This is a genomic window from Thermus brevis (genome assembly GCF_026427635.1).
Taxonomy (GTDB): Bacteria; Deinococcota; Deinococci; order Deinococcales; family Thermaceae; genus Thermus; species Thermus antranikianii.
On the sequence record NZ_CP102606.1, the window covers coordinates 1,576,778 to 1,603,528 of the forward strand.

Here is a 26,751-nt window from a genome sequence, read left to right on the forward strand (position 1 = left end):
ATGGAGCGCTGGCTTTCCTGGGTCCTGCGCACGGGGGTGCTCCTTGCCGCTCTTCTGGTAAGCGTGGGGGGGCTTTGGTATCTCATGGTTGACGGGCAAAGGGAGATTCTCTTGGACCGCGCTCTGAAGGGCGTGGACGTGCATTGGGGTCTGAGCCCCACTGGGTTGATCCACCTGGGCCTTTTGCTCCTGATCCTGACCCCCGTGGCCCGAGTGGCCCTGGCCTTGGGCCTTTACCTGGAGGAGCGGGATTGGACTTTTGCTCTTATCACCTTTTGGGTGCTCCTGGTGCTTTTGGGAAGCCTTTTGGGCTACCTTTAATCTCCGTTGGGACGAGGGTTGGGATAGGGTGGTCGGCCCTTTGTTCCGGAGGTGCCAGGCTCTAGCATAAGGGGGGTTGTTGCCTATGGAAACGCCACCTGTCCGCCGCTGGTTCTTAAGCCTGGCCCTTTTCCTGCTGGCCCTTTGGGCTTTAGGCCGCCTCTACAACCTTTTGCTCTGGGTCTTCCTCGCCTTTACCCTAGCTGCTGCCTTGGATCCCTTGGTGGGGCTTTTTGCCCGCAGGCTTCCCCGACCCTCTGCCGTTTTCCTGGCCTACCTCATGGTCCTGGGGGTGATGGGCTTGGGGTTTTACCTGGCTGCACCCCTCCTGATCCTGCAGTTCCACCACCTGGGGGAACTCTTGCCCATGGTCCTCAAGTGGCTTCAGGATAACCTGGCCCTTTCCCTCCCTGACCTGGCCTCCTCCCTGGCTTCCTCCGCCCACGTGGCCGGGGATCTTCTCCTCAGGGTGGGGGAGACGGTTTCCGAGATGGTTTTGGCCCTGGTGCTTGCGGTGATGATCGCCCTCGAGCCCCACTTGGTGGCCCGGGCGGCACCGTACCTTCCCGGGAGCGGCTGGACCGAGGTGCTGGAGGATACCTGGAAGCGCATGGGCTACTGGGCCCGGGCTCAGTTCCTCATCGCCCTCTCCTTTGCCCTCCTCTTTGGGGGATGGCTTTTCGTCCTTGGCGTTCCCAGCCCCTTCGCCTTGGGGGTGCTGGGCGGGGTCCTGGAGGTGGTGCCCTTTGTGGGCGGGATCGCCACCGCTTCCCTGGCGGCATTGGTGGCCCTTTCGGCCAAGGGCCCTTTGGCGGCGCTCCTTGTGCTTACGGGTTATGGGGTCATCGCCCTTTTGGAGGGAAAGGTCCTCATTCCCTATATCTACGGGCGCACCGTGGGCTTTCATCCCGCCCTGGTGCTCCTCGCCATCTTCGCCTTCGGCAAGCTCTTCGGTTTTCTGGGCATATTCCTGGCGGTACCCATGACCATCCTGGGAGCGGGAATCCTGAAGCACTGGCGGCGCTAGCCCCCCACGTGCACGAAGGGGCGCTGGCTCCGATCGGGTTCGGTGCGGCGCAGGATCTCATGGGTAAGGGTGGGTACATCCCCTTCGCCGAAAAGGAGGAAGTCTAAGGCAGCCTGCAGGGGTCCCTCGTCCGACCACTCGAAGTAAATGTGGGGCCGTCGGCCGGTGCGGTTTCTCAGGTAGAGCAAAAAAGCAGCCAGGGTATTGGGTGCCGCTGTACCCAGGATGCGGAAGATGCGGGCCTCAGGGCGGTCCACCCCCCAGACCCGGGCCTGGGCGGTGAACTCCGAAGGATCCTGCACAAAGACCTCCACGAAGTAAATGGGATCCCCCACCGGGATGTGGGTGGCCTCGCGGATGCGGCGCTCCTTCTCCCAGTACACCCCCCGGCCTCCTCGCTCCGGCCGGTGGGCCACCAGGCGGATGGGGGCCTCCTGCGCCTTAAGCTGGGACACAAATTGCTCGGCCATCTCGTCCAGCTGGAAGCCCTCCACCCTGAGTTCAAACGCCCGCAGGGTCCGGGAGAGCAGGGAGATGATCAGGGTGGCCGCAATGAAAAAGGAGGCGATCTTCACCGGCCCGGAAGGGAGGGAGGCCCCCCATCCGGTCGCTCCAGGACGTTGGCCAGAAGCACGTAGGCGAAGAGGGGGAGGAGGAGGCGGTAGTACCCGCTTTCGGGACGCTTCTCCTGCTCCGCCAGCAGGGCCGCCGAAAGGGCAGCGGAGGTCATGACCACCAGCACGCCGGTGGCGTAGGCAGCTGCCTGGGCCTCCACCCGGGCCTGGAAAAGGAGGGTGAGGGCAAAGGCCACCCCGGTGAAGAAAAGGACCATGGGACGTTGTTTCCTAGCCCATTCCGGGGCCATGCCAAAGCGGGGAAGGTAGCGGGGGACGATGGTAAGGAGGCCCGCCATGGCGCTGGCCCCAGCGAACCAGAGGATGACGATGGAAAGGAGGTCGTAAAGGGTGCCGAAGTCTTCCCCCAGGTAGCGGTGGGCCAGAAAGCTTATTGCCCTGCCGGAAACCTCCTCGCTGCCCCATAGCTCCTGGGGGATGAGGAGGGTGGTGGCGAAGCCCGCCCCTAAGAGGAAGATACCCATGACGAGGGCTGCGGCGAAGAGGAGGCGGTATGTTCCCCGGATGCGGCCCCAGGGGCGCTCCGGGGTATCCCCGGGCAGACCCTGGATCAAGGGCATGACGGCTACCCCGGTTTCGTAACCGGAAAGCCCCAGGGCCAGCTTGGGGAAGGCTAGGGCTGTGGCCAGCACCAGGCCTAGGGGGTCGGGCTGGCTGGAAAGGAGCTTCCGCCACCAGTCCTCCAGGTGCTCCGGGCGCACGTGGGGCAGGGCGGAGAGGAGGACTACTCCGTTGAGGAGGAGATACCCCAGGGTGATGGGTACCGCCAGGCCGATGGCCTCCCGGAACCCCAGGTAGAAGACGAAGCCCAGGAGGCCAATAAGCAGAAGGGTGAGGCTCACCTGGTGTCCCTGAAGCCAGGAGGGAGCCAGGGGGTTGCCCAGGAAGTGAACGGCGGCGTCGGCAGCGGAGAGGGTGATGGTGATCATGAAGTCCGTGGCCATGAAGCCCAGGACCACCAAAACCAAGACCTTGCCCCGCCAGCCGGGGATCAACCGGGTGAGAAGCCCGATGGATCCCTCACCGTGTGGGCTTTCCTCTGCTACCCGGCGGTAGACGGGGTAGACCGCCAGGAAGGCGAAGAGGACCAGGGCCAGGTTGGCCAAAGGGGACAGGAGCCCCGCGGCCAAAAGGGCGATCCCCGGCTGGTAGCCCAGGGAGGAGAAGAGGTCAACCCCTGTGAGGCAGAGAACCTTCCACCAGGGGTAGCGCCCCTCGTCTTCCGGGTGCCCTGAACCGGGGGGAGAAGCAGGGGGTTTCATAGACCCTTAAGGATAGCGGCCACGCTACGGGGTACGTGGCCATAGGCCCGGTAGAGGGCATGGGCCTCGAGGAGTAGGGACTTGGCCTCTATCCCCCTTCCCTCCTTTGCTAGGGTAAGCCCAAGGAGGTACCGGGCAAGGGGATTCCGGGGATCCAGGGCCACGGCCTTCCCCAGCATAGCCTCGGAGCGGGCGAGGCCTGTGGGAGTCCTCGGGGGCTTAAGAACCCCTCCTCGAGCCTGCTCGCCCCGATAGTAATAGAACTGGCTCCGGACGAAAGCGTAGGGCAGAGGCCCAACCTCATCGGGAAGCCACCTTCTTCCGTGGATGCGGTAGGCCACAATGGCTCCATCCCGGGCGTAGATGGGTTCGGCAAACCGGTACCCCTCCTTGGTGTTGAGGAAGACCCCCAAGTGCCGGGGGAAAGGAATGGGTTCCGAGGGGTCCACCAGGTAGTCCTTTCCCTTAAGCCGTAGCACGGCCACGGCGTGGCCTAGGTTGCTCTCCCGGCCCTCAGGGTTTTTCCACACCATGTAGATGCCAGCGGAAAAACCCATGCTCTCCAAGAGACCTTGGACCAGGGTGGCCTGGAGCAGGCACTGCCGTTCCCCTTTCAAGGTGGCATAGGCGAACTCGTAGCCTTCCTCCAGGCTGAACCGGGGCAGTAGACGCTTCACCACCTGGAAGGCCCAGGTGGCGGCTTCTACGGGAGGGCGGTGGGAGAGTTGGCGGAGGGCCTCCTCCAGATCCCCAGGGTAGCCCCCAGGGGAGGATCTGGCAAAACCCTTACGGTAGGCGGACTTCAGCCAATCCAGAAAGGAAGGGGCTCCGGGAACCTGGTCGTAGGAGTCCTTTACGAGTCGCTGGAAAGCCGGGCTCTCCAGGGGAAAGGCCAAGGCAGTGGGGGATAGGATCAGGACAAAGGCTAAAACCCAAGGGACCACGATAAAGGAATATACACCCGACCCAGGCCCGCTGGGGTAAGGCAAGCGGGCGTGCGGCTATCTGGAGGGATGGGGCAGGTGGAGCATCCGGCTTCCCTCGTGGTAGGCCAGAAGGCCAGCGTACCGCCCCCACTCCAGGAGCACCGAGAGAACCCTTTTGGCCTCCGGTTCCGGCAGGTGTTCCTTTAGTCGGTTGAGCACCCATCCTTCAGGAACCCTTCTACGCTCCAAAAGGGCCCGGTGTAGACGAGCAAAAAGGGGTATCCGCCTAAGGAGGTGTTCGGCGAACATCACCTTGCGCTCCTCGAGGCTGGCCTCCGCCCAAGCCAGGCCCGCTGCGGTGAGCTCCACGTCCCCCTTTTCCACCCGGGCAAACCCCAATAGCTCGAGGGCCTCCAGGAGGGGGAAGAGGTCGTCCACCTCGAGGCCTTCCTCCTCTGCCAGAAGGGGAAGGTCGGCCCGCCCCCCCAGGCGGGCGATGGCCTCGGCCAGGCTCATGAGGGCACCCACTCGGGCATCGGGCAGGCGGAGAAGCTCCTCCTCCAGACGCCTTTCCACCTCCTCCCGAGGGGTTAGGGCCTCATAGATTTGGTCCACCAGGGCGCGGAACTGGGGGTCGCTGGGGTCCCTGGGATGGGGAAGAGGGATGCGGATTTCCCTCCCAATGCGGGCTGGGCTTCCCTCGAGGATCAGGGCTCGGTCGGCCAAGGCCACCGCCTCCTCGATGTTGTGGGTGACCATGAGGACCGCCTTGGTGGAGATCCGCCCCGAAAGCCAAAGGTCCAGGAAATCCCCCCTAAGCCCCTCGGCAGTAAGGGGGTCCAGGGCGGAGAAAGCCTCGTCCAGGAGAAGGACCTCGGGTTCCACCACCAAGGCCCGGGCGAAGCCCACCCGTTGCCGCATCCCCCCGGAAAGCTCCTTGGGAAGAGCCTCCTCAAACCCCCTTAGGCCGATAAGGGCGATGGCCTCGCGAGCCCGTTTTAGGCGCTCTCCCTTGGGTATCCCCCGGGCCTCGAGGCCCAGGGCTACGTTGTCCAGCACCGTGAGCCAGGGGAAGAGGGCGAAGGTCTGGAAGACCATGGCCATGCCTTCCACGGGGCCTTCCACCCGCTTGCCCTTAAAGCGCACCTCCCCCGCATCGGGGAGGATGAGGCCCGCCAGGATGCGCAGGAGGGTGCTTTTCCCCCCTCCCGAGCGCCCCAGGAGGGCCACCACCTCGCCCTCCCTCAGGGTCAGGTTCACCCCGAAGAGCACCGGGTAGGCCCGTTCCCCTGCCCGGAAGGCCTTGACGATGTCCTTGGCGCTGAGCAGCATACTTTCCCCCTAGAAGCGGAACCTTTCCTCGGCCAGTCGGTATAACCGCCGCCAGACAAAGCGGTTGATGACCACCACGTAGAGGCTCATCACGGCTATGCCCAGGAGGAGATGGGGTCCTTGCCCTTCCTCCAGGGTCCAGCGGGCGATGTAACTGCCAAGGCCGGTGGCCTGGAGGGTGAGGGAGCCCCACTGCACCACCTCGGCCACGATGGCGGCGTTCCAGGTGCCTCCGCTGGCGGTGATGAGGCCCGTGAGGATGTGGGGGAAGGTGCCGGGCAGAAGAAGCCTTCTCCAAAGGGTTAGGCCTTTAAGGCCAAAGCTTCGGGCCGCTTCCTTCAAGTCCTCGGGCAGGGCCATGCTGCCCGCCACGGCGTTGAAGAGGATATACCACTGGGTCCCGAGGGCCATGAGAAAGGCGGAGAACACTTCCAGGGAAAGGTGGTGGCGGAGGAGGAAAAGGGCCAAAAGGGGATAGAGCAGGTTGACGGGGAAGGCGGCGAGGAGCTGGAGAAGGGCCTCTACCCGCTGGGCAACCCGGGGCCTCAGGCCCAGGAGGATGCCCACGGGCACCCAGATGACGGTGGCCAACAGGAGTACCCCCATGACCCGGAGGAAGGTGAAAAAGCCCAGGAGGAAGACCCGGGCCACCTCCAGCCATCCCAGGGGCTGAAGCTGGCGCCAAAGGATAAAGGCCCCAATCCCCCCGAGGAGAAGGAGGGGAAGGACCAGGACCCACTGGGGAAGGATAAGGCGGCGCGGAGGGCGCCTCCGTTCCAGCTGAAAGAGGGCCTCGAGGGCCCAGGAAAAGGTGGCCTCGGCGATTCCCCTTAGGGTGTGGGTCCGCCTTAGAAGGTCCAGAACCCAGCTTCTTGCTGGCTCGAGCCCAGGCCGTTCCTCGTACTTGAAGCGCTGGCTCCAGGCCACCAGGGGCCGGAAGAGAAGTTGGTCGTAGGCCAGGATGGCCACCAGCATGCTCAAGGAAGCGAGAACCACCGCCCGACCATCCCCCTGGGCGATGGCGGTGGCCAGGTAGGACCCGATGCCGGGAAGCTCCACCTGGGTCTTGCCCACGGCGATGGCCTCCGAGGCCACCACAAAGAACCATCCCCCCGACATGGACATCATGGCGTTCCAGACCAGGCCCGGCAGGGCAAACGGGAGTTCCAGGCGAAAGAAGCGTTGCCAGGGGGAGAGGCGAAACAGGGTGGCCGCCTCATCCAGTTCCCGGGGAAGGGTTTTCAGGGACTGGTAGAAGCTGAAGGCCATGTTCCAGGCCTGGGAGGTAAAGACGGCGAAGATGGCCGCAAGCTCGTAGCCCAGGGCCCGTCCGGGGAACAAGGCGGCGAAGGCCCCTGCCGTGGCGGCCAGGAAGCCCAGGATGGGAACGGATTGCAGGATGTCCAAGAGGGAGATGAGGAAGGGCTCCAGCCGGGTCTTGGCCGCCAGGGGAGCGTAGACCAGGGTGAAGAGCGTGGAAAGCAGGAAGGCTACCCCCATGCGGAAGGCGGTGCGCAGGGTGTATTCCGGTAGCTTTAAAGGATCCAGGGAGATGGGATTTGGGTGAAAGGGACCTACTGTTTCCCGGGAAGCCTCGAGGAAAAGAGCCAGGAGGCCCAGGGTTAGGACAAGGGCCAGGAGGTCGTGGCGGTTCGGGCGTTCGGGAAAGCGGGTCAGGGCCATGGGGGTCTCCTTTCCCGGAGGGAAATGGACGGTGAGCGCAGACCTCTTGTCGGGCTCGGTGGGATTAGGGCCGCACTCCTCTTCCGCCGCCTCTCGGTGGATGGCGGCTTTCCTTTCCCGTTATACTCCTTTCTCCTCCGAAAGGGGCACCCGCGTCCAAGGCACGTCGATGACAATAATGAGTGGTATTGACAAAATATGCTGTCAATGTTACGCTAAGAACATGCAGAACCTGGAGGAGCTTTTGCGGCAGGGGGTGGAGTGGGACCTCGAGGGCCTGGTGCGGGAGGCCAACGCCCGCCTTTCCCGTTACCTTCCTGAGAGGGGAAGCCGCCGGGTGCGGGGTGCGGTCACCCCCCGCCTGGTCCGCCACTACGCCGGGCTCGGCATGCTGGACGAGCCCATCCGCAGGGGAAAAAGGGCCCTCTACACCCCCCGGCATCTGCTCCAGATTCTGGTTCTGCGCCGGCTCATGGCCGAGGGGCATGCGGCAAGCGCCCTGGGGGACCTGGTTCGCCAGAAGAGCGACCAGGAGCTTCTGGCCCTTTTGGAGGGCGGGGCTATCCTCGCTCCCAATCCCGCCCTGGGTTACTTGTCCGAGCTTCGGGAGCGTTACTCCTACTCTTACATGGTGCCACCCACCGAATCCTCTCCCTCGCCACCCGGAGGAGAGGAGATTTGGCACCGTCTGGAGATTGCCCCGGGCCTCGAGGTGCACGTGCGGGAGGACTTCCACCTGCCCAGGACCCAAAGCGAGATGGAGGCGGTTTTAGAGGAGGTAAGAAGGCGGTTAAAAGGACTAGCCCCCCGCCGAAGCAGCAGCCGGACCTCAAGGAGGTGATCTGGATGAAGAACAAGAAGAAGGCGGTTTCCCAGGCAAACCCTCGGCCCGAGCTGGAGCTCCTTCCCTTGAAGTCCGGGGTGCGGGCCACGGGGCCAACCCGCATGCCCGTGCTCCTAAGGGTGAAGATTCCCCCTGTTCAGGCGGAGGTGGAGCGCCCGCCCTTAAACCTGGCCTTTGTGCTGGACCGCTCGGGCTCCATGGCCGGCGATAAGCTCAGGTTCGCTAAGAAGGCCGTGGCCTACGCCGTGGAGAACCTGCGCCCCCACGACCGGGTGGCGGTGGTCATCTATGACCACCAGGTGGAGGTGGTGGTGCCCAGCACCCTGGCCGGGAACAAGGAGGAGATCCTCCGGCGCCTCCGGCCTGTGAGGCCTCGAGGCTCCACTAACTTGCATGCCGGCTGGCTGGAAGGATCCACCCAGGTGGCCGCCCATCTGGATGCCAAGCGGCTCAACCGGGTGATCGTGCTTTCCGACGGCCTCGCCAATACGGGGGAAACCAACCCCAACGTCATTGCGGAGCAGGTGCGGGGCCTATCCCAAAGGGGAGTGAGCACCAGCACCCTGGGGGTGGGCCTGGGCTACAACGAGGACCTGATGATGGCCATGGCCGAGGCCGGGCAGGGGAACTACTACTTCATCGAAAGCCCCGATGACCTGCCCGGCATCTTTGCCCAGGAGCTTTCCGGCTTGGCCACCACCCTGGGCACGGGGGTCAGGTTATGGCTTACCCCGCCCCACGGGGGAGAGATTCGCCTTCTCCACGACCTGGCTCGGGAAGACGGTGGAGTGTACCGGCTTCCGCCCCTGGTGGGCGGGCGCACCCTGGAGTATTTGCTGGAGGTGGAGGCCCCGGGAGGGGAGGCCTGGGTTGGGGTGAGGCTGACCTGGGAAAGCCCGGGTGGTGGGGTGCAGCAGGAGGAAGCCAGCCTGCATCTTCCCGCCCTGGAGGAGGAGGTTTACCAAGGCCTGGACTCCCTGCCCGAGGTGGAGGCCGCGATGGCCAAGCTGAAGGCCACCTGGGCACGCCAGCAGGCCATGGAGGCTTTGTACCGGGGCGACTTCCATACGGCCCGGTCCTCCCTAAGCGCAACCCTGCCCCTGCTCGCCCCGTACCAACAGCTCCTGGAAACGGAGGGGGAGGAGCTAGAGGCGCTTCTTGAGGAGCTGGACCGCTCCCCCGCCCGTGCCCGCAAACTCCTTTCCAGCCAGGTCTACCGCAACCGCCAGGGGCGAAAGGATTCCTAGCCTGGGAGTTGTACCGGCCCGGAGCGCCCGAGGCGGCGCTTGGGCCGGACTTCCATCCGGATCAGGGTGTAGGGGTAGCGGATGACCTCGAGGCCCTGTTTCCGGAGCCAATCCTCCAGCAGGGTGGCCTCGAGGCCCGCCGTGGAGTGCACCACGTAAAGCCGGCCCGCAAGCCTTTCCGGGGGTAGGCGCTTTAAGGCCTCCAAGGCGGTGCATCCCGCCAGGTGGTAGTCCAGGCTGACCACCCAGGCCTCTCCGAGGTCCTCGGGAACCTCCGGGGAGAACCGCACCGCCCCCACGCCCCAGCGGGAGCGTAGAAAAAGCCCCAGCACCTCGTACCGCTCTGGGGAGTCGTCCACCACCCAGGCCCACCTCATCCTTCCACCTCCCCCACGAAGAGGTGCCAGTCCTCCCGCCCATCCCGGCTCACCGCCAGGTGGTAGCGAAAGGGTCGGAGCCTGGGGTCCACCTCGGCCAGGGCCCGCTCAAAGGGCGAGAGGAAGAAATCCCGGCCCGCTCGTCGCTCCCCCCGGGTTACTTCCCTCCTCGGCCGCACCACCAGGGCGAGCTTCCCCCCGGGGCGCACCGCCTCGAGGCTCAGGCGGAGGAGCTCCATCAGGTACTCGATGTAGGCCGCATACCGCTCTTCCGGAGGCTCCCGGTGTCCTTCCGAGGCCAGCCAGGAGGCAAAGGTGGGCGGATGGAGGACCAGGAGGGCGGCCTCGCCCTGGAAACGCTCCGGAAGGGTCCGGATGTCCGCCCGTTCCACCAGGGGTCCCTTGGGATCGATGTCCCCGCCCCAGGCCCGGCGGCCCAAGGCCCTGGCGGCTTCCACCACCGTGCCGTAGCCGGCCATAGGGTCCACCACCAGCTCCCCTCTTTCCGTGTAAAGGCCCACCAGGGCCCGGGCTACCCCCTGGGGCAAGGCCTCCTTCCGGGTTTCTGGGGGGAAAAGCCACACGGGAGCCCTGGGATCCAGGTCCTCCCCGTTCCTTCCCAGGCCGACCCACGCCTCCAGGGGCCGGTGGGCCAGGTCCTCCGGGGAAACCTTTCCCCGCTTCAGGGCCCGGGCCAGGCGGTGGGCCTCGCGCAAGGGGAGGCCCCTGGCCAGGGCCTGCCGCAAGGGGTTTGGGAGGAAGGCTATGGGAAGGAGGTCGTACTTGAGGTACTTGGCCTCTAGCCCCACCGCCCGGGCGAAGGCCAGGAAGGCCTCCCGGGGCAAGTCCAGAAGAGCCCGGGCCACCTCCTGCTCCTCCCCTTGGGCCAGCCCCTGCCGGCGAGCAGCCTCCAAAACCTCTTGGTAGATCAGCCACGCCCTGCGCTTCATGCCTCCAGGCTAGGAGATGGAAGCCTTCCGTCGGACGGAAAAAACCTCCCTCCTATCCTGGGGCCAGGAGGCGGTTGGGATGAAAGGAGCCTTCCGGGGAAAACCCTTGCTGAAGGACAGTGCCCTGTGGCGGTACCAGGGGGAGTGCGGCCTCTGGGAGATATGGAGGGTTTGGGGCAAGGGGGAGAAGGAGGACCAAGGCCAGGAGCTGGCCTACCGGCAGCTGGACTGGTTCAGCGTGCGGGGGCGCAACGGAAGCTTGCGTAGCCCCCGCCGCTTGCACCGGGAACTGGTGCTTTCGGGGGAGGCGGAAACCCGGTTCCTCCGGGACCAGAGGGGGAAGCTTTGGCTCTATCTGGCCACGGTGGCCGAGGGAAGGCCCCAACTCGTCTGCCGGCCCTATGCCTTCCTGCAAAGGCACCAGGCCAGCCTGGTCCACAGCGTCCTCACCGACGGGGAGGGGTTCCTGCTCCTGCCCGGGAACCCCCCGGGGGATGGCACCTTCCTGGGCAAGAGGCACCCTTCCTGCCCTCCCCTGCCACCGGACCTGGACCCAGCGGTGGTCTATGGCCTCGAGGAGCGGACCCTCTGGTGGGAGCTCTTGGTCCTGCATCGGGACTGGCTCCGCCGGAACGGGGCAAAGCCCAAGGGCGAGAGAGCGTAAACCCTACTGGGGGTGAAACCCAGATGCGTCCCGTGCCTTCTGCGATGGCTTATGGAGGTACTTCGTTGTCGATCTAGTCCATCCTACGATGGTTTTCTTTCAGCGAGGTCCCCATGTGAGGAACCCCAGAACCAGACCTACTCCATAACCTAATGTAGCCACCAGGAACAAAGCCTTCCGGGTGCTTTCGTGGGTAGGAGAGGGGGCTTCTTCGTTTAAAGCGTACGCTCCCCGTTTGCGCAAACGGACCCCGAGCCTTAAGGCTAAAGCAGCCATGGGGAAGCCGGCGTTGGGGGAAGGGGTTTTGGGGGCCTCCTTCAAGAGCCGGGGCCAAAGCCTCGGGGGGCAAACGAGGAGGCCGGCGATACGGGAGGGAAGTAGGTTAAGGAGGTCGTCGGCCCGGGCGGCCACGGTGCCCCGGAGGCTATGCTGGGGATAGCCCCACATGGCATCGGCGGTGTTGACATATCGGTACAGGGCTGCCCCTGCCAGGCCGAAAAGAGTGTAGTAGAGGAGGGGAGCAAGGAGGCTATCCGAGAGGTTCTCGGCCAGGCTTTCCAAGGCGGCTTCCCGTACCTCTTCTGGGGAGAGGTCCTTGGTGGGGCGGCTTACGATGCGGGAGAGCCTTGCCCTGGCTTCTTCCAGGTCCTCTCCCAAGGCGGCCTCCACCCCCCTCACCTCCTCCAGAAGCATCCGCAGGCTGAAAAGGGGCTTCAGGAGAAGCCCTAAGGCTACCCAGCCCCAGGGCAGGGGCTTTAGGAGAAGGTCCAGAAGGAGGGCGGGGAAGGTGAAGAGGAAAGCCCCGAGGCTCCAGTAGAAGGCCCCGGACCAGAAACCCCGCACCCTGGGCCAAGCCCAAGCCAGGTAACGGCCCATGAGGACCACAGGGTGGATGCGGCTTGGAGGCTCGCCCAGGAGGGCGTCTAGCAGGAGGGACAATAGCAGGCTCATGGGGCAGGCTCCGTCCTCGGGCCCACGTGCGCTTCCACTATCCTAAGGAGCCTGGTCCGCGGTGGCCATCCCTTCGGTAAAAGCAAGCTCCTGTGGGGCAATGGGTCCCCACAGGGGCTTTTGGTTTGAGCCACTAGCGGGTTATGGTGAGGCTAGCTCCCTTGGGAAGTAGAAAGGTCACCGCAACCACTGCCCTGGTGGATCCCGGGTTCCCCACCACGGCGTACTCCCCGGGGATTTCCACCCAGCCCTCTCCCGCCCTGTAGGTTTTTTCCCCTCCCTTCGCTCGCACCAGAATGCTGCCCTCCACTACGGTGGCGTAACCCAGGCCGCCATGGGTGTGCTCGGGAGTCCAGGTTCCGGGTGCGAATTCCAGCACGACCTGAACCAGATCGAACTGCATGGGAAGATTGACTTCCTCAAAGCGGTTCTGGTAGAGGGTGGTCGGTCCGGGGGGAAGGGTTTGCCCAGCGGTGGCGGTGGGCACGACAAGGGTAAGGGCAGCTCCCTTGGGTAGGAGAAAGGAAACGAAGAGCCGGGCCTTGGCCTGGGTGGCGTTGCCCACCTCGGCGGCTGTTCCCGGGTGTTCGATCCAGGTTTCCCCGGCCGTGTAGGCGGTGGTCTTTCCCGCTTCCTTCACGGTCATGGTGCCTTCCAGGACGCTGATAAAGCCCACACCTCCGTGGGTGTGTAAGGGCGTCCAGGCTCCGGGGGCGAAGTCCAGGAAGAACTGCACCAACTGCATGCGGTGGGCGTCGGCAAAGGTGTTGGAAGCCAATGCCTGGGGTCCTGGTGGGAGCTGTTGTGCCTGGGCGACCACCAGGAAGAAAATTGCACTCCAAAGGATCCGGCCAAGCTTTTTCATTCTCGTTCCTCCCTTTAAACCTCGAGGCTCACCTTGACTGGCACCGGGTTGCGAAGGATATCCAGCACCGGTGAGGTCTTCTGCACGTAGTCGCACAGCTCCAGGAGCTTCTCCTGGGAGGCATCCGCCTTGACCCGATAGCGCACCCTGATGCCCTCGTAGCCGGGGCGTGCCTTTTCGGAGAGCCCCAGAAAGCCCTGGAGGTCCAGGTCGCCCTCAATATCGAACTCCAGGGCATCCACCCGGATTCCCCTGGCGGCGGCGTTGTAGATGAAGCCCACCGCCAGGCAGGAGGCCAGAGCATGCAGCACCACCTCCACCGCATTCGGGCCCTTGTCGGTTCCAAGCAGGACGGAGGGCTCGTCGCCCTGGAGGGTGAAGGGAGCGGTCCTCGAGGTGTCCTCATGCCCTGCTCCATAGAACCCCTGGATGCGGGTCTTGACGTTGCCCCCTGAAACCCAGTCGGTGTGCGAGCGGAAGCGGAAGCGGGCCAGGTTGGGGTCAGCCTGGATAGCCTGAACCGTGGCCACAAGCCCGTCGATGTCGATGCCGTTAAGCCGGTTTTGCGCGGTCATATCCTCCTCCTTAGGTGGGGTTGGACCTTGCTATCCCCAAGTTCAGGATGGAGGAACCCCCCTTCCCAGAACCTTCCCGCGGGCATCCCAAGGGGGCTGGTTGGGGAAATACGCCTTCTGGGCCCGAGGAACTTCGAGCTGGCCAGGCTCCGTCAGGCTGGCTACCCGTGTCCATGAAGGCGAAACCAACGATAGGGGTCCTCAAGGCATAAGGAATGGAGTTCCAGAAGGTAAGCAGTCCGAGAGGCGGGGTATCAGGTCGATGGCATGGCCCAGCGTGCGGAAAATGGAGGCGGCCTCGGCCAAGGCTACCTCGGCCTCTTCTGCCTGGCCTTGGGCAGCCAGGACCTGGCCCTCCATCCACCGCGCCTGGGCGTAGCCAGACTGGTTCTGGAAGGCAGCGGCCAGTTCCGTGGCCTTGCGGGCGTAGTTCAAAGCGGTTTCCGGCTCCCCCGAGCACAGGTGGTAGGCGGCAAGGGCTGGAAAAAGCTGAACGCTACAAACCGGACAATGCGCCTCGGAAACCTCGAGGCTCCTGCTCTTTTCGGCTAGCGTATGAAGGGCATCCAGGTCGCCAGCGGCGAGCCGATTCCAGAGCCCGGCGGCGTAGAGGCGCGCCAGACAGTGATCGCGGACGGCTGCTTCTTGAGCGGCCTCGAGGCCCTGCTGTACCGCTTGCCACCCGGCTTCCAGCTCACCCCGTGCGGTGTGGAGTAGGGCTTCGCGCGCACGGGTGTAGGCCTCGCCCGCTGGGGAACCGATCCTTTGGTGCAACTCGAGGGCGCGTCCTAGGTGGTGCGCAGCCTGGTGGAAGTTGGCCCGAAGGAGCTCCATGCTTCCCAGCGCATAGTGGCACACCGCCACGCAACGCAGGTTGCCCATGGCTTGGGCGTGCTCCTGCACCTGGTGGACAAAGGTCTGGGCCTGCCGGTAAGGGTCTTCGCCATAGACGTGGTACTCCCATAGGCACAGGTGGGCGTCGGTGGCGAGGGCCACTTCCGGCGACCAGCCGGCCAGCCCACGCTTGAGCTCGTAGTGCAAGCCCTCCTCCCAGCGGCCCAGGGGCAGGTAGGAAAGGGCAAGCAGTTCGCAGGCTTGCTGGGCTTCCACCTGGGCACCCTGAGCCTCGGCGAGGTTCAGGACCTCGTGGGCCTCCGAGGCGGCTCGCTCGAACTCGTGCCAGTGCCAGTGGTAAAGAGCCCACACCAACAAGAGCTGGGCGCGCTCAAGGGGGGTATCGCCAAGGTGGGCCTCGGCCTTATGCAGGTAAGTTTTTGCGCTGACCATGTCGGTGGCAAGGATGGCGCAGAGGGCCAGCTTTCGGTAAAGGGCGGCTGGAGAGGAGGTGGCCTCAAGGGCTTCCCGGTAGGCCGCCAGGGCCTGATGCACGTTTCCCGTGGCCCGGTGGGCATCGCCGATGCGCTCCCAAATCCCCGCTCTAGTTTCACCGGAAAGCCCAAGCCCTAAGGCTTCCCGGTAGCGCTCAAGGGCGGCGGCATGGTCGTAGACCGCAGTGGCCCGCTCGCCCGCCTTAAGCAGGTACCCTAGCGCCTGCTCGGTCTTTCCTGCCTGGCGGTAGTGGTGGGCCAGAGCCTCGGTGTAGGGTGTGGGATCAGAAGGATAGGTGGCCTCGAGGGCCCGGGCTAGCTCCCCGTGCAGGATGCTCCGTCGGGCCAACGAAAGCCCTTGGTAAAGGGCTTCGCGGTACAGGACGTGGCGGAAGCGGTAGCCCAGTCCCTCCTCGAGGAGGAGGTGCGCCGTCAGGGCCTCCTCCAGGGTGTCCGCTAGGCGGGGTCCCACGGCCGCCTCCAGAACCGCAAGGGGTACCGTCTGCCCGGCCACCGCTATGAGTTGGAGCAGGTGAAGGGCCTCCGGGCTAAGGCGCACGAGCCAGCCACCGACCAGCGTGGCGAGGGATGGGGGTAGGGGAGGGGAACCCAGTCCGGTACAGTGCCAACCCTCGTCCGTGCGAGTCAGCTGGCCGCTCTCCTGGAGTTGGCGGGTGACCTCCAGGGCAAACAGAGGGTTGCCTTCGGAGAGACGGTAGAGTCCCTCTTCCAGGGCCGGGGCCACCTCGCCGCCCAGCAGCTTGACCAGGAGGTCCCGGTGGGCGCTTTGGGCCAAGGGTTCCAGGGAAAGCCTGTGCAGACCTAAGCCCTCGAGGCTATGGATGAGTTGCCTTAGGGCCTGGGGTGGCTCGGGTTCGCTCCGCCAAGTGCCCAAGAGCAGGACGGGACTTTCCACGCCCTGGCGGGCGAGATAGTGGAAGAGGTGCAGGGTGCCCTCGTCGCTGTTATGGAGGTCCTCTAGGACCAGGACCAAGGGGCTATGGGTAGCCCGGCGGGACAGGAAGCGCCAGACGGCGGCAAAGAGGAGCCCCTGTGCGGCAAGGGGGTCGCCGGTGAGCACCGGTGCACCGCCCGCTGGCAGTTCGGGGATGTGCGCGCGAAGTTCGGTGGGGAGCAGTTCGGAGTCGGCGGGGTTGGTGCGCAACGCTTGCCGCAGGACTTCCACGAAAGGGGCGTAGGGAAGCTGGCCCTCGGCGGCGTGGGCGGTGCCCAGGAAGGTTTGGTAGCCCCTTTGGCGGGAGAGCCGCAAAACCTCCTGGGCGAGACGGGTTTTGCCAATACCCGGGGGGCCCTCCAGGCCCAGCACCACCTCCCGGCCCAGGGCCAGGCGCTCGAGGGCCTGGGCCATCTGGCTAAGCTCTTCCTCCCGTCCCGCCAACGGCCACGTGGGAGAGGCGGGAACCGGGGCCTCGCCGGCCAAGGGTGGAAGGGGGGCCGCCAGAAGCCGCCGGTAAAGGGCTTCGGTTTCCGGGGCAGGCTCCACGCCCAGCTCCTCCGCCAGGGCTTGCCGGCACCGGTGGTACTGGCGATCCATCTGGAGGCGGCTTCCCTGGAGGGCATAGATCTGCATCAGACCGCGGTAAGCCTCCTCGTGGGCGGGGTCCAGCTTAAGGACGGTTCGGAAGGCTTCCGTGGCTTCTGCCAACAGGCCCTGGGTCAGCCAGGCCTGGCCCAGGGCCAGGGACAGCCGCACCTGGAGTTCCTGCAGGGCTTCGCGCCGCTCTAGGGTCCAGTCCTCGTAGCGATCGGCGGGCAATAGCTCGTCGTAGCTGGCCAGGGCCTGCTCCAATTGGGTTGTCTGTCCGCTGGCTAGGGCTATCCTGGCTTGGGCCTCGAAGGCCTCGAGGTCGCTTATCACCCCCCCTGGAGCTTGAAGGGAGAGCACCTCGCCTTTTAGGGCCAGAAGTTCCTCGGGTGGGAGGCCTAATCCTGCCGAGGCCAGGGCAGCCCTGGCTTGGTGCACTGCCTTGTAGAGCTGGCTCAGGGCAGCAGGGGGAGAAAGCGTGGGCCACAGCGCCTCCAGCACCTGATCCCTGTGTAGCCGATAGCCCTTTTGCAGGGACAAAAGCTTCAGCAGGCTCTGGGCCTTGCGCCGTTCAAAGGCCGCTTCGGCCACCTCGCACCCGCCCACCCGGACTGCAAAGCCCCCCAGGAGGCGCAGTTCGATCGCCTCGAGCGGGCGGGCCATAAACGTGCCTCTTACCCAATTTGAATGCTAAATGGCAGATGTAAAGTAAGTTGCGTTACGGATTGGAAACGCCTTTGGACCCACCCCCGCTCATTGGGTGCCCTGCGGAGCCCACGGCCAAAGTTTCCTTGTCCTTTGACGTTCAGGGGGCGGACTGCTGGGTTTCGCTGGGAACCAGGCGGTCCAAAACCCTCCTTGGCCAGTCCAGGACCACGGCGTTGCCAGGGGGGAGGAGGGCATCCGCTCCCAAGGCCCGGAGCACAGCCCGGATCACCCCTCCATGGGTAAAGAGGAGGGCTGGTCCTGTGAGGCTTTCCAGAAAGCGGAAAACCCTTTCCTGAAAAGCCTCGAGGTTCTCTCCTCCTGGAGGATGGAAGCCCTCAAAGCGGAGGAGGGCTTCTTTATACCTGGGCTCCAGTTCCTCCCACAGGGCGCCCTCGAGGCTCCCGAAGTGAATCTCCCGTAGGGCAGGGGTGGGCATGGAGGGGAAGCCTGCCAGAAGGGCGGTTCTAAGGGCCCGTTGGAGGTCCGAGCTATAGGCGGGGAGGGAAGGGAGCTTCCCTCTTAGGCGTATGGCCTGGGCCTCCCCCGTGGGGGTGAGGGGCAGGTCGGTCCAGCCCAGAAGGCGGTGTTCGCGGTTCCAGAGGGTTTCGCCGTGGCGCACCAGCCATAGCTCCATGCCTCAGAGCTTATACTCCTGCCGTATGGGATACCAGGAGGTTCTGCAGGCGGCAAGGGAGCGCATGGAACGGCTCACCAAGCCCCCTAGGTCCCTGGGCCACCTGGAGGAGGTGGCGGTGCGGCTTGCCGCCATCCAGGGAAGGCTGAAACCGGAACTGGGCCTGGGGGCGGTGGTGGTGGCTGCCGCCGACCACGGGGTGGTGGCGGAGGGGGTTTCCGCTTATCCCCAGGAGGTGACCTACCAAATGGTCCTGAACTTCCTCCGGGGAGGGGCGGCCATCAACCAGCTGGCCCAGGCAGTTGGCTCTAGGGTGTACGTGTTGGACGTGGGGGTAAAGGGCGAGCTTCCCGACCACCCCGGATTGCTTAAGCGTAAGGTGCGACCGGGGACCAGGAATCTGGCCAAGGAGCCCGCCATGACCCTCGAGGAGGCGCAAAAAGCCCTGGAAGCGGGAAGGGAGGCAGCCCGGTGGGCCGTGGACCAGGGGGCCACGGTGCTGGCGGCAGGGGACATGGGCATCGGCAACACCACGGCGGCCAGCGCCCTAACCGCCGGGCTTCTTGGCCTTTCCCCGGAAAGGGTGGTGGGCCCGGGCACCGGGGTGGGAGAGGAGGGCCTTAGGCGGAAACGGGAGGCGGTGGCCCAGGCCCTGGAACGCTTGCGCCCCGGGATGCACCCCTTGGAGGTGGCGGCGGAACTGGGAGGACTGGAGCTTTTGGCCATAGCGGGGGTCTACCTGGAGGGGTACGAAAGGGGTCTCCCCCTTGTCCTGGACGGCTTTCCCGTTTCTGCCGGGGCCCTTTTGGCCTTTAGGCTGAACCCCCGGGTGAAGGACCACTTCTTCGCCGGGCACAAGAGCCGGGAGCCCGGACACGGGTATATCCTTGAGGCCCTGGGGTTGAAACCTCTTTTGGACCTGGACCTGGCCCTGGGGGAAGGGACGGGGGCAGTGCTGGCCATGCCCCTCCTCAGGGCTGCGGCCCGCATCCTGCACATGGCCACCTTCGAGGAGGCAGGGGTTTCCGACCGCCCTTAAGCCCATGCTGCGGCTTCTGCGCCTGGCCCTAGGCCTTCTTACCGTCTTTCCCCTGGCTCCCCGGGAGGCCAGCCCGGAGGATTTCCGACGGAGCACGCTTTTCTTCCCCCTGGCGGGCTATGCCCTCGGGCTTCCCCTCTCTCTTCTCGCCCTTCTCCCCCTTCCCGAAGGGTTCCTGGCCGCCTTGCTGCTCGCCTGCCTTCTCCTCCTCACGGGGTTTTTGCACCTGGATGGGCTTTTGGACGCCGCCGATGCCCTCCTGGGCTCGAGGCCCAGGGCAGAGCGGCTTCGCATTCTCAAAGACCCCCACCTGGGTCCCTTCGCCTTCGGGGTAGGAGGGCTCTACCTCCTCCTGCTCTGGCAGGCTTTGGCCCTGGTGCGGGATCCCCTTTTCCTCCTCTTCCTCCCCGGCTTTGCCCGCTTCGCCATCCTGCCCTTTCTGAACCGGTATCCCCTTCTGCACCAGGGGATGGCTGGACTCATCCGGGGGGGACCGGTTTGGGGAGCCTTCCTCCTTGCCCTTCCCTTTCCCCTTCTTTACCCCTGGTCCGCCCTTTTGACCCTCTTCACCGCCTACCTGGTGGCCCGCTTTGCGCTTGCCCGCCTGGGCGGAATCAACGGGGATGTCCTCGGGGCCATGATCGCCCTGGGGGAACTTGGGGGCCTGGTAGGCTATGTCCTATGGCAAACCCTGAGCGGGTGAAGCCCTACACCCGGCCCACCGGGGAACGGCGGGGCCTCCTTTTGGTCTACACCGGGGACGGCAAGGGAAAGAGCACCGCAGCCTTTGGCCTGGCCCTTCGGGCTCATGGCCGGGGCCTGAGGGTGAGGATCTTCCAGTTCATCAAGCACCAAGGGGCCCGCTTTGGGGAACATCGGGCCTTCTCTGCCCTGGGGATTCCCGTGGAGGGCTTGGGGGATGGATTCACCTGGAAAAGCCGGGACCTGGACCACTCGGCGGCCCTGGCTAGGGAAGGCTGGGAAAGGGCGAGGGCGGCCCTTCTTTCCGGGGAGTGGGACCTGGTGGTTCTGGATGAAGCCACCTATCCCGTGCGTTACGGCTGGATTCCCCTGGAGGAGTTCCTTGGGGTCCTGAGGGAACGGCCCCCCCACGTGCACGTGGTGGTGACGGGTCGGCTGGCTCCGGAGGCCCTCCTGGACCTCGCGGACACCGTGACCGAGATGCGCAAGGTGAAGCACGCCTTCGACCAGGGGGTGCCAGCGCAACGGGGGATAGAGCACTAGGGCTAAAGGGCTTGGCCTCCCTGGGCTATGGGTGGATTCCCTCACAGGGAAGGTAGAATGGTACGCATGACCGATAAGAGCCTTGGCCGTTTTTATGCCTTGGCCCAGGAGTTCTGGTCCCAGCTTCCTCCCTCCGCCCGTTTCCGCCCCCTGGAGGACGCCAGGGCTTTTTCCCGGCACAAGGAGCTCATGAGGGGCTGGGTGGGCCAGGTGGTCCAGGGCTTCTACGACACCCTCTTCGGCCACCCCGCCACCCGGGCCATCTTCCGGGAAGGGGAAAGGCCAGCTCGGGAGAAGACCCTAAGGGACTGGTACCTGCGCACCGTGGAGGGCCCCTTTAACGGCCAGTATTTCGCTTGGCAGACCCTGGTGGGGCTGGTGCATGTACGCCGGGGGGTGACCAACGCCATGATGGCCGCTATGTGGAACTGGGTGGTGGATACCGTCTCCCGCCTGGCCCGAGAGCACCTTCCCCAGGAGGAAGCCCAGGCCCTGGCGGATGCCTGGCGCCGGCTGGGCTTTACCGTAATGGCCTTGATCTCCGAAGGCTATCTCCACGCCTACCTCGAGGCCCTGGCGCAGGCGGAAGGGGTGGAGGTGGGGGTTTTCCTGCAAAGGGCCCAGGAGGAAGCCGCCCGCCTCCTGGCGGGCCTTTCTCCAGGCTAAGGCCATGGTGAGGCTTCCCCGGCTGGTCCTGGCCGCCCCCCATTCGGGGGCGGGAAAGACCACCGTGGCCCTGGCCCTCCTCCAGGCTCTTGGGGAGCGGGGTCTTAAGGTCCAGCCCTTCAAGGTGGGGCCGGATTACGTGGATCCCAGCCACCTCGAGGTGGCCTCCGGGCGCAGGGTGTACAATCTGGACGGCTTTTTCCTGGACGAAACCGGCCTCCTTTCCCTCTTTCAGCATGGAGCCAAGGGAGCCGACCTGGCCCTGGTGGAGGGGGTCATGGGGCTCTTTGATGGCAAGGATCCCTTGGGCCAGGTGGGCTCCACGGCCCAGGTGGCCAAGCTCCTCAAAGCCCCCGTGGCCTTGGTGGTGGATGCTTCGGGCATGGCGGGTTCCATCGTCCCCCTGGTGCAGGGCTTCCGGAACTTTGATCCTGGGGTCCAGGTGGTGGGCGTCTTCGCCAACCGGGTGGGTTCTCCCCGGCATGCGGAACTCCTAAGGGAGGCCCTCGGCCAGGTGGGCCTGCCCCTTTTGGGCTGGCTTCCGCAAGACCCCCTTCTGGAGATCCCGGAGCGCCATTTGGGCCTGGTCCTCGCCGGGGAGATACGCCCGCCTTTAGCAGCCTTGCGCCGGGCTTTCCAGGTGGACCTGGAAGTGGTCTTGCGCCTGGCCACCTCCGCCTTGCCCCTGCCCGAGGCTCCTCCTTTCCTCCCCGAGGGGAGGCCGGCCTGGGTGCGGGTGGCCTACGCCTGGGATCAAGCCTTCCGCTTCTACTACCCCGAGAGCCTGGAGCTTCTAGAAGCCATGGGGGCGGAGCTTGTCCCCTTTAGCCCCATAGGGGATTCGGCCCTTCCGGAGGCAGAGGCCATCCTCCTCGGAGGAGGCTACCCCGAGCTTTTCGCAGAGCAGCTTGCGGAAAACCGGGCCATGCGGGAGGCCATCCGTCTTTTCCCTGGCCCGGTGGTGGCGGAGTGCGGGGGGTACATGTACCTGTCCCAGGGGCTTTGGGTGGGGGAGGATTACTTCCCCATGGTGGGCCTGGTTCCGGGGGAGGCCCATATGGCGGAAAGGCCCATCCTGGGCTACCGGGAGGTGGAGGCCTTGAGGGATAACCCGGTAGCCAGAAAGGGAGAGGCCTTCAAGGGGCACGAGTTCCACTACGCCCGGATGGAATCCTCCCCAAGCCCCGCCTGGCGGCGGGTGGGGGGAGAGGAGGTGGAGGGGTATACAGACGGTAGGGTTTTGGCGAGCTTTGTCCACCTCTACCTCCCCACTCGTCTTGAGGCGGTGGCCAGGCTCCTGGTCCTGGCCCAAAGGGGCTTGGAGGAAGGCCCGTCGGAGGGTCCCTAAACCCCTTCCCGTAGGATAGGGACCAGTTCCGGGCGTACCAGCTCGGCGGGTGGGGTTTTGCCCTCCCTTAAGAGGGACCGTACCCTGGTCATGCTGATGGAGGTTCGCTTTTCCCGGTGGTGGTCGGGGCAGGTTCTTTCCGAGGCGATCCCGCCGCAGATGGGGCAGTGAAAGACCGCGCCCACCTTCACGATCTCGATGCCCAAGGGGGGAAGCTGGTCAAAGATGCGGTGGGCTGCGTAAGGATCGTAAAAATCTCCTACCCCTGCATGATCCCGGCCCACCAGGAAGTGGGTGGCCCCGAAGTTCTTGCGCACAAGGGCGTGGAATACCGCTTCCCGGGGCCCGGCGTAGCGCATCGGGGTGGCAAGGCCAAACAGGGCCACCCGTTCCCGGGGCAAAAAGCCTTCTATGAGGGCTTGGTAAGCCTTAACGATGACCTCCGTGGGGAAGTCGTCCTCTTTCTTGGCACCCAGGATGGGATGGACTAGAACTCCATCGGCCAGCTCCAGTCCCAACCGGATCAGGTACTCGTGGGCCCGGTGGGGGGCGTTGCGGGTTTGAAAGGCCACCACCCTACTCCAGCCCTTTTCCCGGAAGAAAGCCCGCATCTCCTCGGGGGTTTTCTCAAGCTGTGCAGACCGGGGTCTCCAGGCCAACACCTCTACCCGCCCCCCGAGGGCGTAGGGCCCCTTGGCGAGGAGCTTCTTGACCCCGGGGTGGGCCTCGCTCTCCGTACCGAACACCTGCCGGGACAAGGTCTTCAAGTCCAGCTCGTAGGCGTCCTCTACCTGGAGAAGGGCCACCGGCTTTTCCCGGCGCACGAGGACCACCTGATCCCCCTTGCCCACCCGGGGTCGCTCCTGGAGCTGGAGGAGGATGGGAATCGTCCAAACCTCTCCCGAAGGGAGGCGCATCTCCTGGGCCACGGAAAGGGTTTCCTCCCGAGTCATAAAGCCTCGCACAGGGTGGAAGGCTCCCGTGGCCAGGTTTTCTAGGTCCAGCTGCTCGTCCTCGCCAATGGTCACCTGGGGTAGGGTTTCCACCATGGTCAAACCTCCGCAAGGACCCAAGTCTGGGGCGTCTTTTGGAGAACGTCAAAGACCTCCACCACCTTGCCGATCACCCAGACCGCTGGGGCGGCCACCTCCACCTTCCCCTCCGCCACCTCTTCCAGCCGGCTTAACACCCGCGCTTCCTTGGGGGTGGTGGCCCTCTCCACGAAGAGGCAAGGTTCCTTGGGATCCCTTCCCAACCGAATCAGCTCTTGGGCAATCCATGCCCGCCTTCTCACCCCCATGAGGACCACCAGGGTGGATACCTTGGCGGAGGCGCTTAGGTCCGGGTATCCACCACCCTCTAAAACCCCGGAGACCACCGCAAAGCCCGAACTGAGGCCTCGGTGGGTGAGGGGAAGTCCTGTGGCCAGGACGCTGCTTACCCCAGGTACTACCTCCACCGCCACCCCATGGGCGCTGAGGAAAAGCACCTCCTCACCCCCTCTTCCGAATACGAAGGGGTCCCCTCCCTTGAGCCGGACCACGAAGGGGTGGGTCCGGGCGTAGTGGAGGAGAAGCCGGTGGATGTCATCCTGCTTGCCGCTTTCCCCTTCCGCCTTGCCCACCTCCACCCTTTTCCCCTGGATTAGGGCCAGGATCTTCCCGTCCACCAGCCGGTCGTGGAGGACCACCGGGGCTTCCCTGAGGAGGCGGTAGGCCTTCAGGGTGAGGAGGTCGGGATCTCCTGGCCCGGCTCCCACCAGGTAGACCCTAGCCATGGGCCACCCCCCGCCAGACCATCTGGGCACCGATGAAGAGAAGCCAGAGTAGGAGGGCTACCCGGAAGGGCTGCTTGGGCACGCGGGTGGCCACGAGGGCCCCCAGGCTGGCCCCCACGATTCCTCCTAGGCTTAGGGAGAGGAGGAGGTTTGGGTCCACCTGGCCGAAGTGGAGGTGCACCCCAGCCCCCGCCAGGGAGAGGACCAGGCCGAAGAGGATGTCCGTGCCCACCACCTGCTGGGGAGTAAGGCGGGTGGCGTAGAGCAGGAGGAGGCTGCCCAGGGCCCCTGCTCCTGCCGAGGAGAAGCCCACCTCGAGGCCAATCCCGAAGGCGGCGGGAGGCAGGAGCCAGGGCCGTTCCCGGCTTAGGGTTAGCCGGGCCAGGCTCCGGTAAAGCCCAAGCCCCGCTGAAACCACCACGGTGAGCCCCACCAGGAGGAGGACCATGTCCTTGGCCCCCTTGAGGTGAACCAGGAGGAGGCTGCCCAGCAGGACCCCAGGAATCCCCCCCAAAAGGAGGAGGCTCAGCACCCTACCCGCCACCTGGCGCCTAAAGAGGTAGACGGCGCCAGCGGGAACCTTGACCAGAAAACCGAAGAGAAGGGCCGTGCCCACCGCGATCTCCGGGGAAAGGCCCAGGCCCAGGATGAGGAGGGGGGCGGTGATGGTGCCGGCCCCCACCCCGGTGATCCCGATGGCGAAGGCGATGAGGAAGCCCAGAAGAAAGGCCATCTATTCCTCCTTTGGGTGCAGGTGGATGCCACACTCCAGCTTGCCCTTGCCCGCCCAGCGGCCAGAGCGGGGGTCCTTGGGGTCTAGGGGCTTGGCCGTACAGGGAGCGCAGCCGATGGAGAGGTAGCCTTGGTCATAAAGGGGAAGGTGGGGAAGATCGGCCACAGCCAGGTAGGCGAAGACCTCCTTCAGGGTCCAATCGTAGAGGGGGTTCACCTTGATGAGGCGGTGGCCGCTTTCTAGGATGGCTTCCTCCCTTGGCTTCAGGTGGGCCCGGGTGGGGGACTGCTCCCGTCTAAGCCCTGTGAACCAAGTGTCGTAGTCCTCGAGGGCCCGGAATAGCGGGTCCACCTTGCGGATCTGGCAGCAGCGGGTGGGGTCGGTCTCGTAGAGCTTCCCGTATAGGCGTTCCTGCTCCTCCCGGGAAAGGCTTGGGGAGAGGTTGATGAGCTGGAAGCCAAGCTTCTCCTTTAGGGCATCCCGGTAGGCGTAGACCTCCGGGAAGTGGTAGCCGGTGTCCAGGAAGAGGACGGGGATGTCGGGTTTCTCCTCCAAGAGGAGATGGAGCACCACCACGTCCTCTGCTTGGAAACTGCACGTGAAGCAGGGCTTTTGGCCTTCCGCTAGGGCGTCCCGGATAAGGGCCTTGGCGCTTGTTACCTTGTCCATGGCTGAACCTCCGCAAGCACTTCCTCCACCTTTTCCTTGGCCCTGGTCAGGCCGGCCTCCGGATCCAGGTCAAGTTCCTCTAAGGCCAAATCCACAAGGCGGTACCAAAGCCGCTTGCGCTCTTCGAAGCAGGGGATCTCCGCTATCCGTGGCCTAAGGTGGCGCAGGTAGGCTACAAGTTCCCCGTACTCTGGACCCAAAAGCCGAAGAAAACGCTCCTTTAGGCGCACCGCCAAGGCAGGGGCAGCCCCAGAGGTGGAAAGGGCCACCACCAACTCCCCCCTTCGCACCACGGCGGGGAGGATGGCGGTGGCGTTTTCCGGGTCGTCCACCGCCACCAAAAACACCCTTCGCCTTTCCGCTTCTGCCTTTACCTGGGGGTGGATCCCCTTGTCCCGGGGATGGCTCACCACCAGGAAGAAGCCCTCGAGGTCCCCTTCCCGATAACCTCGGGGAAGCCAGCGGATCCTTCCCTCCTTGGCCAAGTCCGCCAGATTCCAATGGTCCTCCTCAGCCAGGACGGTAACCTGGGCCTGGGCCTCCAAGAGGGCTTGGAGCTTGGCCCCCGTTTCCGGGCCGCCGGCGATTAGGAGAACCGGCCTGTCCCTCAGGTTCAGCATGAGGGGAAAGTAGGTCATGCCACCCCCCGGTACAGGCGTAAGAAGCCCTGGAGCATGCTTCCTAGCCGCTCCTGCTCATCCACGTAGAAGGGCTGCACCCCCCACTCCCTTAAGGCATCCGCGGTAACCCGGCCCACGGCCAGGGCCTTTACCTCGTGCTGGAAGGTTCTCCTCAACTCCGAGGGGTTCCGGGCTCCCTCAAACAGGAACTCCACCTGGATGGCGGCTACAAAGGCTACCGCTTCCACCTCTTTGGCCAAAATGGTCTCCTCCAGAAGGCGGATCCCCTCAGGGTCCGGCAGGTGGCGGTAAGGCATGAGGGGGAGAACCGCATAGCCCCTTTCCTCCAAGGCCTGTTCCAGGAGGGGTAGGGGCTTGCCGTAAAGCTGGACGGCGGCCACTCCGGGTCCTTGGGGTAAGAGAGGCAGGAGGCTTGGTGTGGTCCCGTCTCCTACCCCATGAGGGGCAAGCCCTAGGTCCCTGAGTACCCGGGCGGCCTTGGTCCCCCGGGCCAAGCGGAGGGCTTTCTCCAGGCTCCCCTTCAGGTCTAGTTCCAAAACCCGCCCTCCTTCCAAAAGCTCCCTTACCCCTATCCCGGTGGTGGCCACGAAGAGATCCACGCCTTCTCCCAGCCGCCGGAGATGGTCCTGGTATTCGGGAGCGGGTACCTTTTCCGTGGCCTGAACAGGGAGAAGGAGGGGGATTAAGCCTAGCTTTGTCGCCAGGGATTTGAACTCTTCCCTCCTCCTGAGACCGGCATAGGCAATGCGCATCCCCAA

General features: G+C 65.0%; 28 protein-coding genes. 10 read left to right on the forward strand and 18 right to left on the reverse strand.

Features of this window, described 5'->3' with window-relative positions; genetic code table 11:
* Window positions 1-321, forward strand: a complete 321-nt coding sequence (locus tag KQ693_RS08620; protein ID WP_267262371.1) for a DUF1634 domain-containing protein — start codon at window positions 1-3, stop codon at window positions 319-321.
* 85 nt (window positions 322-406) lie between these two features.
* Entirely contained in the window at window positions 407-1,348 is a 942-nt protein-coding gene (locus KQ693_RS08625; protein WP_267260941.1) for an AI-2E family transporter, read from the forward strand.
* Here KQ693_RS08625 and KQ693_RS08630 read toward each other — a convergent pair.
* Genes KQ693_RS08630 through KQ693_RS08650 form a run of 5 tightly spaced genes read right to left on the reverse strand, consistent with a single transcriptional unit; the run spans window position 1,345 to window position 7,186 of the window.
* A complete protein-coding gene (locus KQ693_RS08630; RefSeq protein ID WP_267260942.1) occupies window positions 1,345-1,923 on the reverse strand; it encodes a hypothetical protein in 579 nt (192 codons plus the stop codon). The genes KQ693_RS08625 and KQ693_RS08630 overlap by 4 nt on opposite strands.
* Window positions 1,920-3,245 (reverse strand): APC family permease, encoded by a 1,326-nt coding sequence (locus KQ693_RS08635; protein ID WP_267260943.1) that lies wholly within the window; start codon window positions 3,243-3,245, stop codon window positions 1,920-1,922. Before KQ693_RS08635 ends, KQ693_RS08630 begins: the two co-directional genes overlap by 4 nt.
* Window positions 3,242-4,189, reverse strand: coding sequence for a tetratricopeptide repeat protein (locus KQ693_RS08640; RefSeq protein ID WP_267260944.1), 948 nt, complete (start codon window positions 4,187-4,189; stop codon window positions 3,242-3,244). Before KQ693_RS08640 ends, KQ693_RS08635 begins: the two co-directional genes overlap by 4 nt.
* Before the next feature lie 57 nt (window positions 4,190-4,246).
* Window positions 4,247-5,503 (reverse strand): ABC transporter ATP-binding protein, encoded by a 1,257-nt coding sequence (locus KQ693_RS08645; RefSeq protein ID WP_267260945.1) that lies wholly within the window; start codon window positions 5,501-5,503, stop codon window positions 4,247-4,249.
* A gap of 9 nt (window positions 5,504-5,512) precedes the next feature.
* Window positions 5,513-7,186 (reverse strand): ABC transporter permease, encoded by a 1,674-nt coding sequence (locus KQ693_RS08650; protein WP_267260946.1) that lies wholly within the window; start codon window positions 7,184-7,186, stop codon window positions 5,513-5,515.
* Between the two features lie 223 nt (window positions 7,187-7,409).
* Here KQ693_RS08650 and KQ693_RS08655 point away from each other — a divergent pair, with 223 nt between their 5' ends.
* Both KQ693_RS08655 and KQ693_RS08660 read left to right on the forward strand, forming a co-directional pair.
* Window positions 7,410-8,027 (forward strand): MerR family transcriptional regulator, encoded by a 618-nt coding sequence (locus KQ693_RS08655; RefSeq protein WP_267260947.1) that lies wholly within the window; start codon window positions 7,410-7,412, stop codon window positions 8,025-8,027.
* Window positions 8,028-8,032: 5 nt separating this feature from the next.
* The gene (locus tag KQ693_RS08660; RefSeq protein ID WP_267260948.1) at window positions 8,033-9,277 is read left to right on the forward strand and encodes a vWA domain-containing protein; all 1,245 of its coding nucleotides are present in this window, start codon (window positions 8,033-8,035) and stop codon (window positions 9,275-9,277) included.
* On the opposite strand, the gene KQ693_RS08665 is transcribed toward KQ693_RS08660, so the two are convergent.
* Both KQ693_RS08665 and KQ693_RS08670 read right to left on the reverse strand, forming a co-directional pair.
* Window positions 9,274-9,654 carry a hypothetical protein gene (locus KQ693_RS08665; RefSeq protein ID WP_267260949.1) on the reverse strand — a complete coding sequence of 127 codons (381 nt, stop codon included), beginning with the start codon at window positions 9,652-9,654 and terminating at the stop codon, window positions 9,274-9,276. The two genes, KQ693_RS08660 and KQ693_RS08665, sit on opposite strands and share 4 nt — an antisense overlap.
* A complete protein-coding gene (locus KQ693_RS08670; protein ID WP_267260950.1) occupies window positions 9,651-10,604 on the reverse strand; it encodes a DNA methyltransferase in 954 nt (317 codons plus the stop codon). The genes KQ693_RS08665 and KQ693_RS08670 overlap by 4 nt, the downstream gene beginning before the upstream one ends.
* A gap of 79 nt (window positions 10,605-10,683) precedes the next feature.
* Here KQ693_RS08670 and KQ693_RS08675 point away from each other — a divergent pair, with 79 nt between their 5' ends.
* Window positions 10,684-11,268, forward strand: coding sequence for a hypothetical protein (locus tag KQ693_RS08675; protein WP_267260951.1), 585 nt, complete (start codon window positions 10,684-10,686; stop codon window positions 11,266-11,268).
* A gap of 99 nt (window positions 11,269-11,367) precedes the next feature.
* Here KQ693_RS08675 and cbiB read toward each other — a convergent pair whose 3' ends face one another.
* The 5 genes from cbiB to KQ693_RS08700 form a co-directional block, all read right to left on the reverse strand.
* On the reverse strand, window positions 11,368-12,219 hold the full coding sequence (gene cbiB, locus KQ693_RS08680) for an adenosylcobinamide-phosphate synthase CbiB (protein WP_267260952.1): 852 nt from the start codon (window positions 12,217-12,219) through the stop codon (window positions 11,368-11,370).
* Window positions 12,220-12,352: 133 nt separating this feature from the next.
* The gene (locus KQ693_RS08685) at window positions 12,353-13,084 is read right to left on the reverse strand and encodes a cupin domain-containing protein (protein ID WP_267260953.1); all 732 of its coding nucleotides are present in this window, start codon (window positions 13,082-13,084) and stop codon (window positions 12,353-12,355) included.
* 14 nt (window positions 13,085-13,098) lie between these two features.
* The gene (locus KQ693_RS08690; protein WP_267260954.1) at window positions 13,099-13,659 is read right to left on the reverse strand and encodes an OsmC family protein; all 561 of its coding nucleotides are present in this window, start codon (window positions 13,657-13,659) and stop codon (window positions 13,099-13,101) included.
* A 201-nt stretch (window positions 13,660-13,860) separates the two neighbouring features.
* A complete protein-coding gene (locus tag KQ693_RS08695; RefSeq protein ID WP_267260955.1) occupies window positions 13,861-17,196 on the reverse strand; it encodes an ATP-binding protein in 3,336 nt (1,111 codons plus the stop codon).
* A 142-nt stretch (window positions 17,197-17,338) separates the two neighbouring features.
* Window positions 17,339-17,875, reverse strand: coding sequence for a histidine phosphatase family protein (locus tag KQ693_RS08700; RefSeq protein WP_267260956.1), 537 nt, complete (start codon window positions 17,873-17,875; stop codon window positions 17,339-17,341).
* A 25-nt stretch (window positions 17,876-17,900) separates the two neighbouring features.
* Here KQ693_RS08700 and cobT point away from each other — a divergent pair, with 25 nt between their 5' ends.
* The 5 genes from cobT to KQ693_RS08725 all read left to right on the forward strand — a co-directional run bounded on the left by cobT (window position 17,901) and on the right by KQ693_RS08725 (window position 22,173).
* Entirely contained in the window at window positions 17,901-18,914 is a 1,014-nt protein-coding gene (cobT, locus tag KQ693_RS08705; RefSeq protein WP_267260957.1) for a nicotinate-nucleotide--dimethylbenzimidazole phosphoribosyltransferase, read from the forward strand.
* 4 nt (window positions 18,915-18,918) lie between these two features.
* Complete coding sequence (locus tag KQ693_RS08710; RefSeq protein ID WP_267260958.1) at window positions 18,919-19,617, forward strand: adenosylcobinamide-GDP ribazoletransferase; 699 nt, start codon at window positions 18,919-18,921, stop codon at window positions 19,615-19,617.
* On the forward strand, window positions 19,596-20,159 hold the full coding sequence (gene cobO, locus KQ693_RS08715; protein ID WP_267260959.1) for a cob(I)yrinic acid a,c-diamide adenosyltransferase: 564 nt from the start codon (window positions 19,596-19,598) through the stop codon (window positions 20,157-20,159). Before KQ693_RS08710 ends, cobO begins: the two co-directional genes overlap by 22 nt.
* Window positions 20,160-20,225: 66 nt before the next feature.
* Entirely contained in the window at window positions 20,226-20,825 is a 600-nt protein-coding gene (locus KQ693_RS08720) for a protoglobin domain-containing protein (RefSeq protein ID WP_135255885.1), read from the forward strand.
* 4 nt (window positions 20,826-20,829) lie between these two features.
* Window positions 20,830-22,173 carry a cobyrinic acid a,c-diamide synthase CobB gene (locus KQ693_RS08725; protein WP_267260960.1) on the forward strand — a complete coding sequence of 448 codons (1,344 nt, stop codon included), beginning with the start codon at window positions 20,830-20,832 and terminating at the stop codon, window positions 22,171-22,173.
* On the opposite strand, the gene sat is transcribed toward KQ693_RS08725, so the two are convergent.
* The 6 genes from sat to KQ693_RS08755 are packed head-to-tail and all read right to left on the reverse strand — an operon-like array spanning window position 22,170 to window position 26,745.
* The gene (gene sat / locus KQ693_RS08730; protein WP_267260961.1) at window positions 22,170-23,222 is read right to left on the reverse strand and encodes a sulfate adenylyltransferase; all 1,053 of its coding nucleotides are present in this window, start codon (window positions 23,220-23,222) and stop codon (window positions 22,170-22,172) included. The genes KQ693_RS08725 and sat overlap by 4 nt on opposite strands.
* A gap of 2 nt (window positions 23,223-23,224) precedes the next feature.
* A complete protein-coding gene (gene cobA / locus KQ693_RS08735; RefSeq protein ID WP_267260962.1) occupies window positions 23,225-23,950 on the reverse strand; it encodes a uroporphyrinogen-III C-methyltransferase in 726 nt (241 codons plus the stop codon).
* Window positions 23,943-24,683: a sulfite exporter TauE/SafE family protein gene (locus KQ693_RS08740; protein WP_267260963.1), complete on the reverse strand. Its 741-nt coding sequence runs from the start codon at window positions 24,681-24,683 to the stop codon at window positions 23,943-23,945. The genes cobA and KQ693_RS08740 overlap by 8 nt, the downstream gene beginning before the upstream one ends.
* Complete coding sequence (locus KQ693_RS08745; protein ID WP_135255890.1) at window positions 24,684-25,352, reverse strand: phosphoadenylyl-sulfate reductase; 669 nt, start codon at window positions 25,350-25,352, stop codon at window positions 24,684-24,686.
* Window positions 25,340-25,990, reverse strand: a complete 651-nt coding sequence (locus KQ693_RS08750; protein ID WP_028492801.1) for a precorrin-2 dehydrogenase/sirohydrochlorin ferrochelatase family protein — start codon at window positions 25,988-25,990, stop codon at window positions 25,340-25,342. Before KQ693_RS08750 ends, KQ693_RS08745 begins: the two co-directional genes overlap by 13 nt.
* On the reverse strand, window positions 25,987-26,745 hold the full coding sequence (locus KQ693_RS08755) for a uroporphyrinogen-III synthase (RefSeq protein WP_267260964.1): 759 nt from the start codon (window positions 26,743-26,745) through the stop codon (window positions 25,987-25,989). Before KQ693_RS08755 ends, KQ693_RS08750 begins: the two co-directional genes overlap by 4 nt.
* Window positions 26,746-26,751 lie beyond the last annotated feature (6 nt).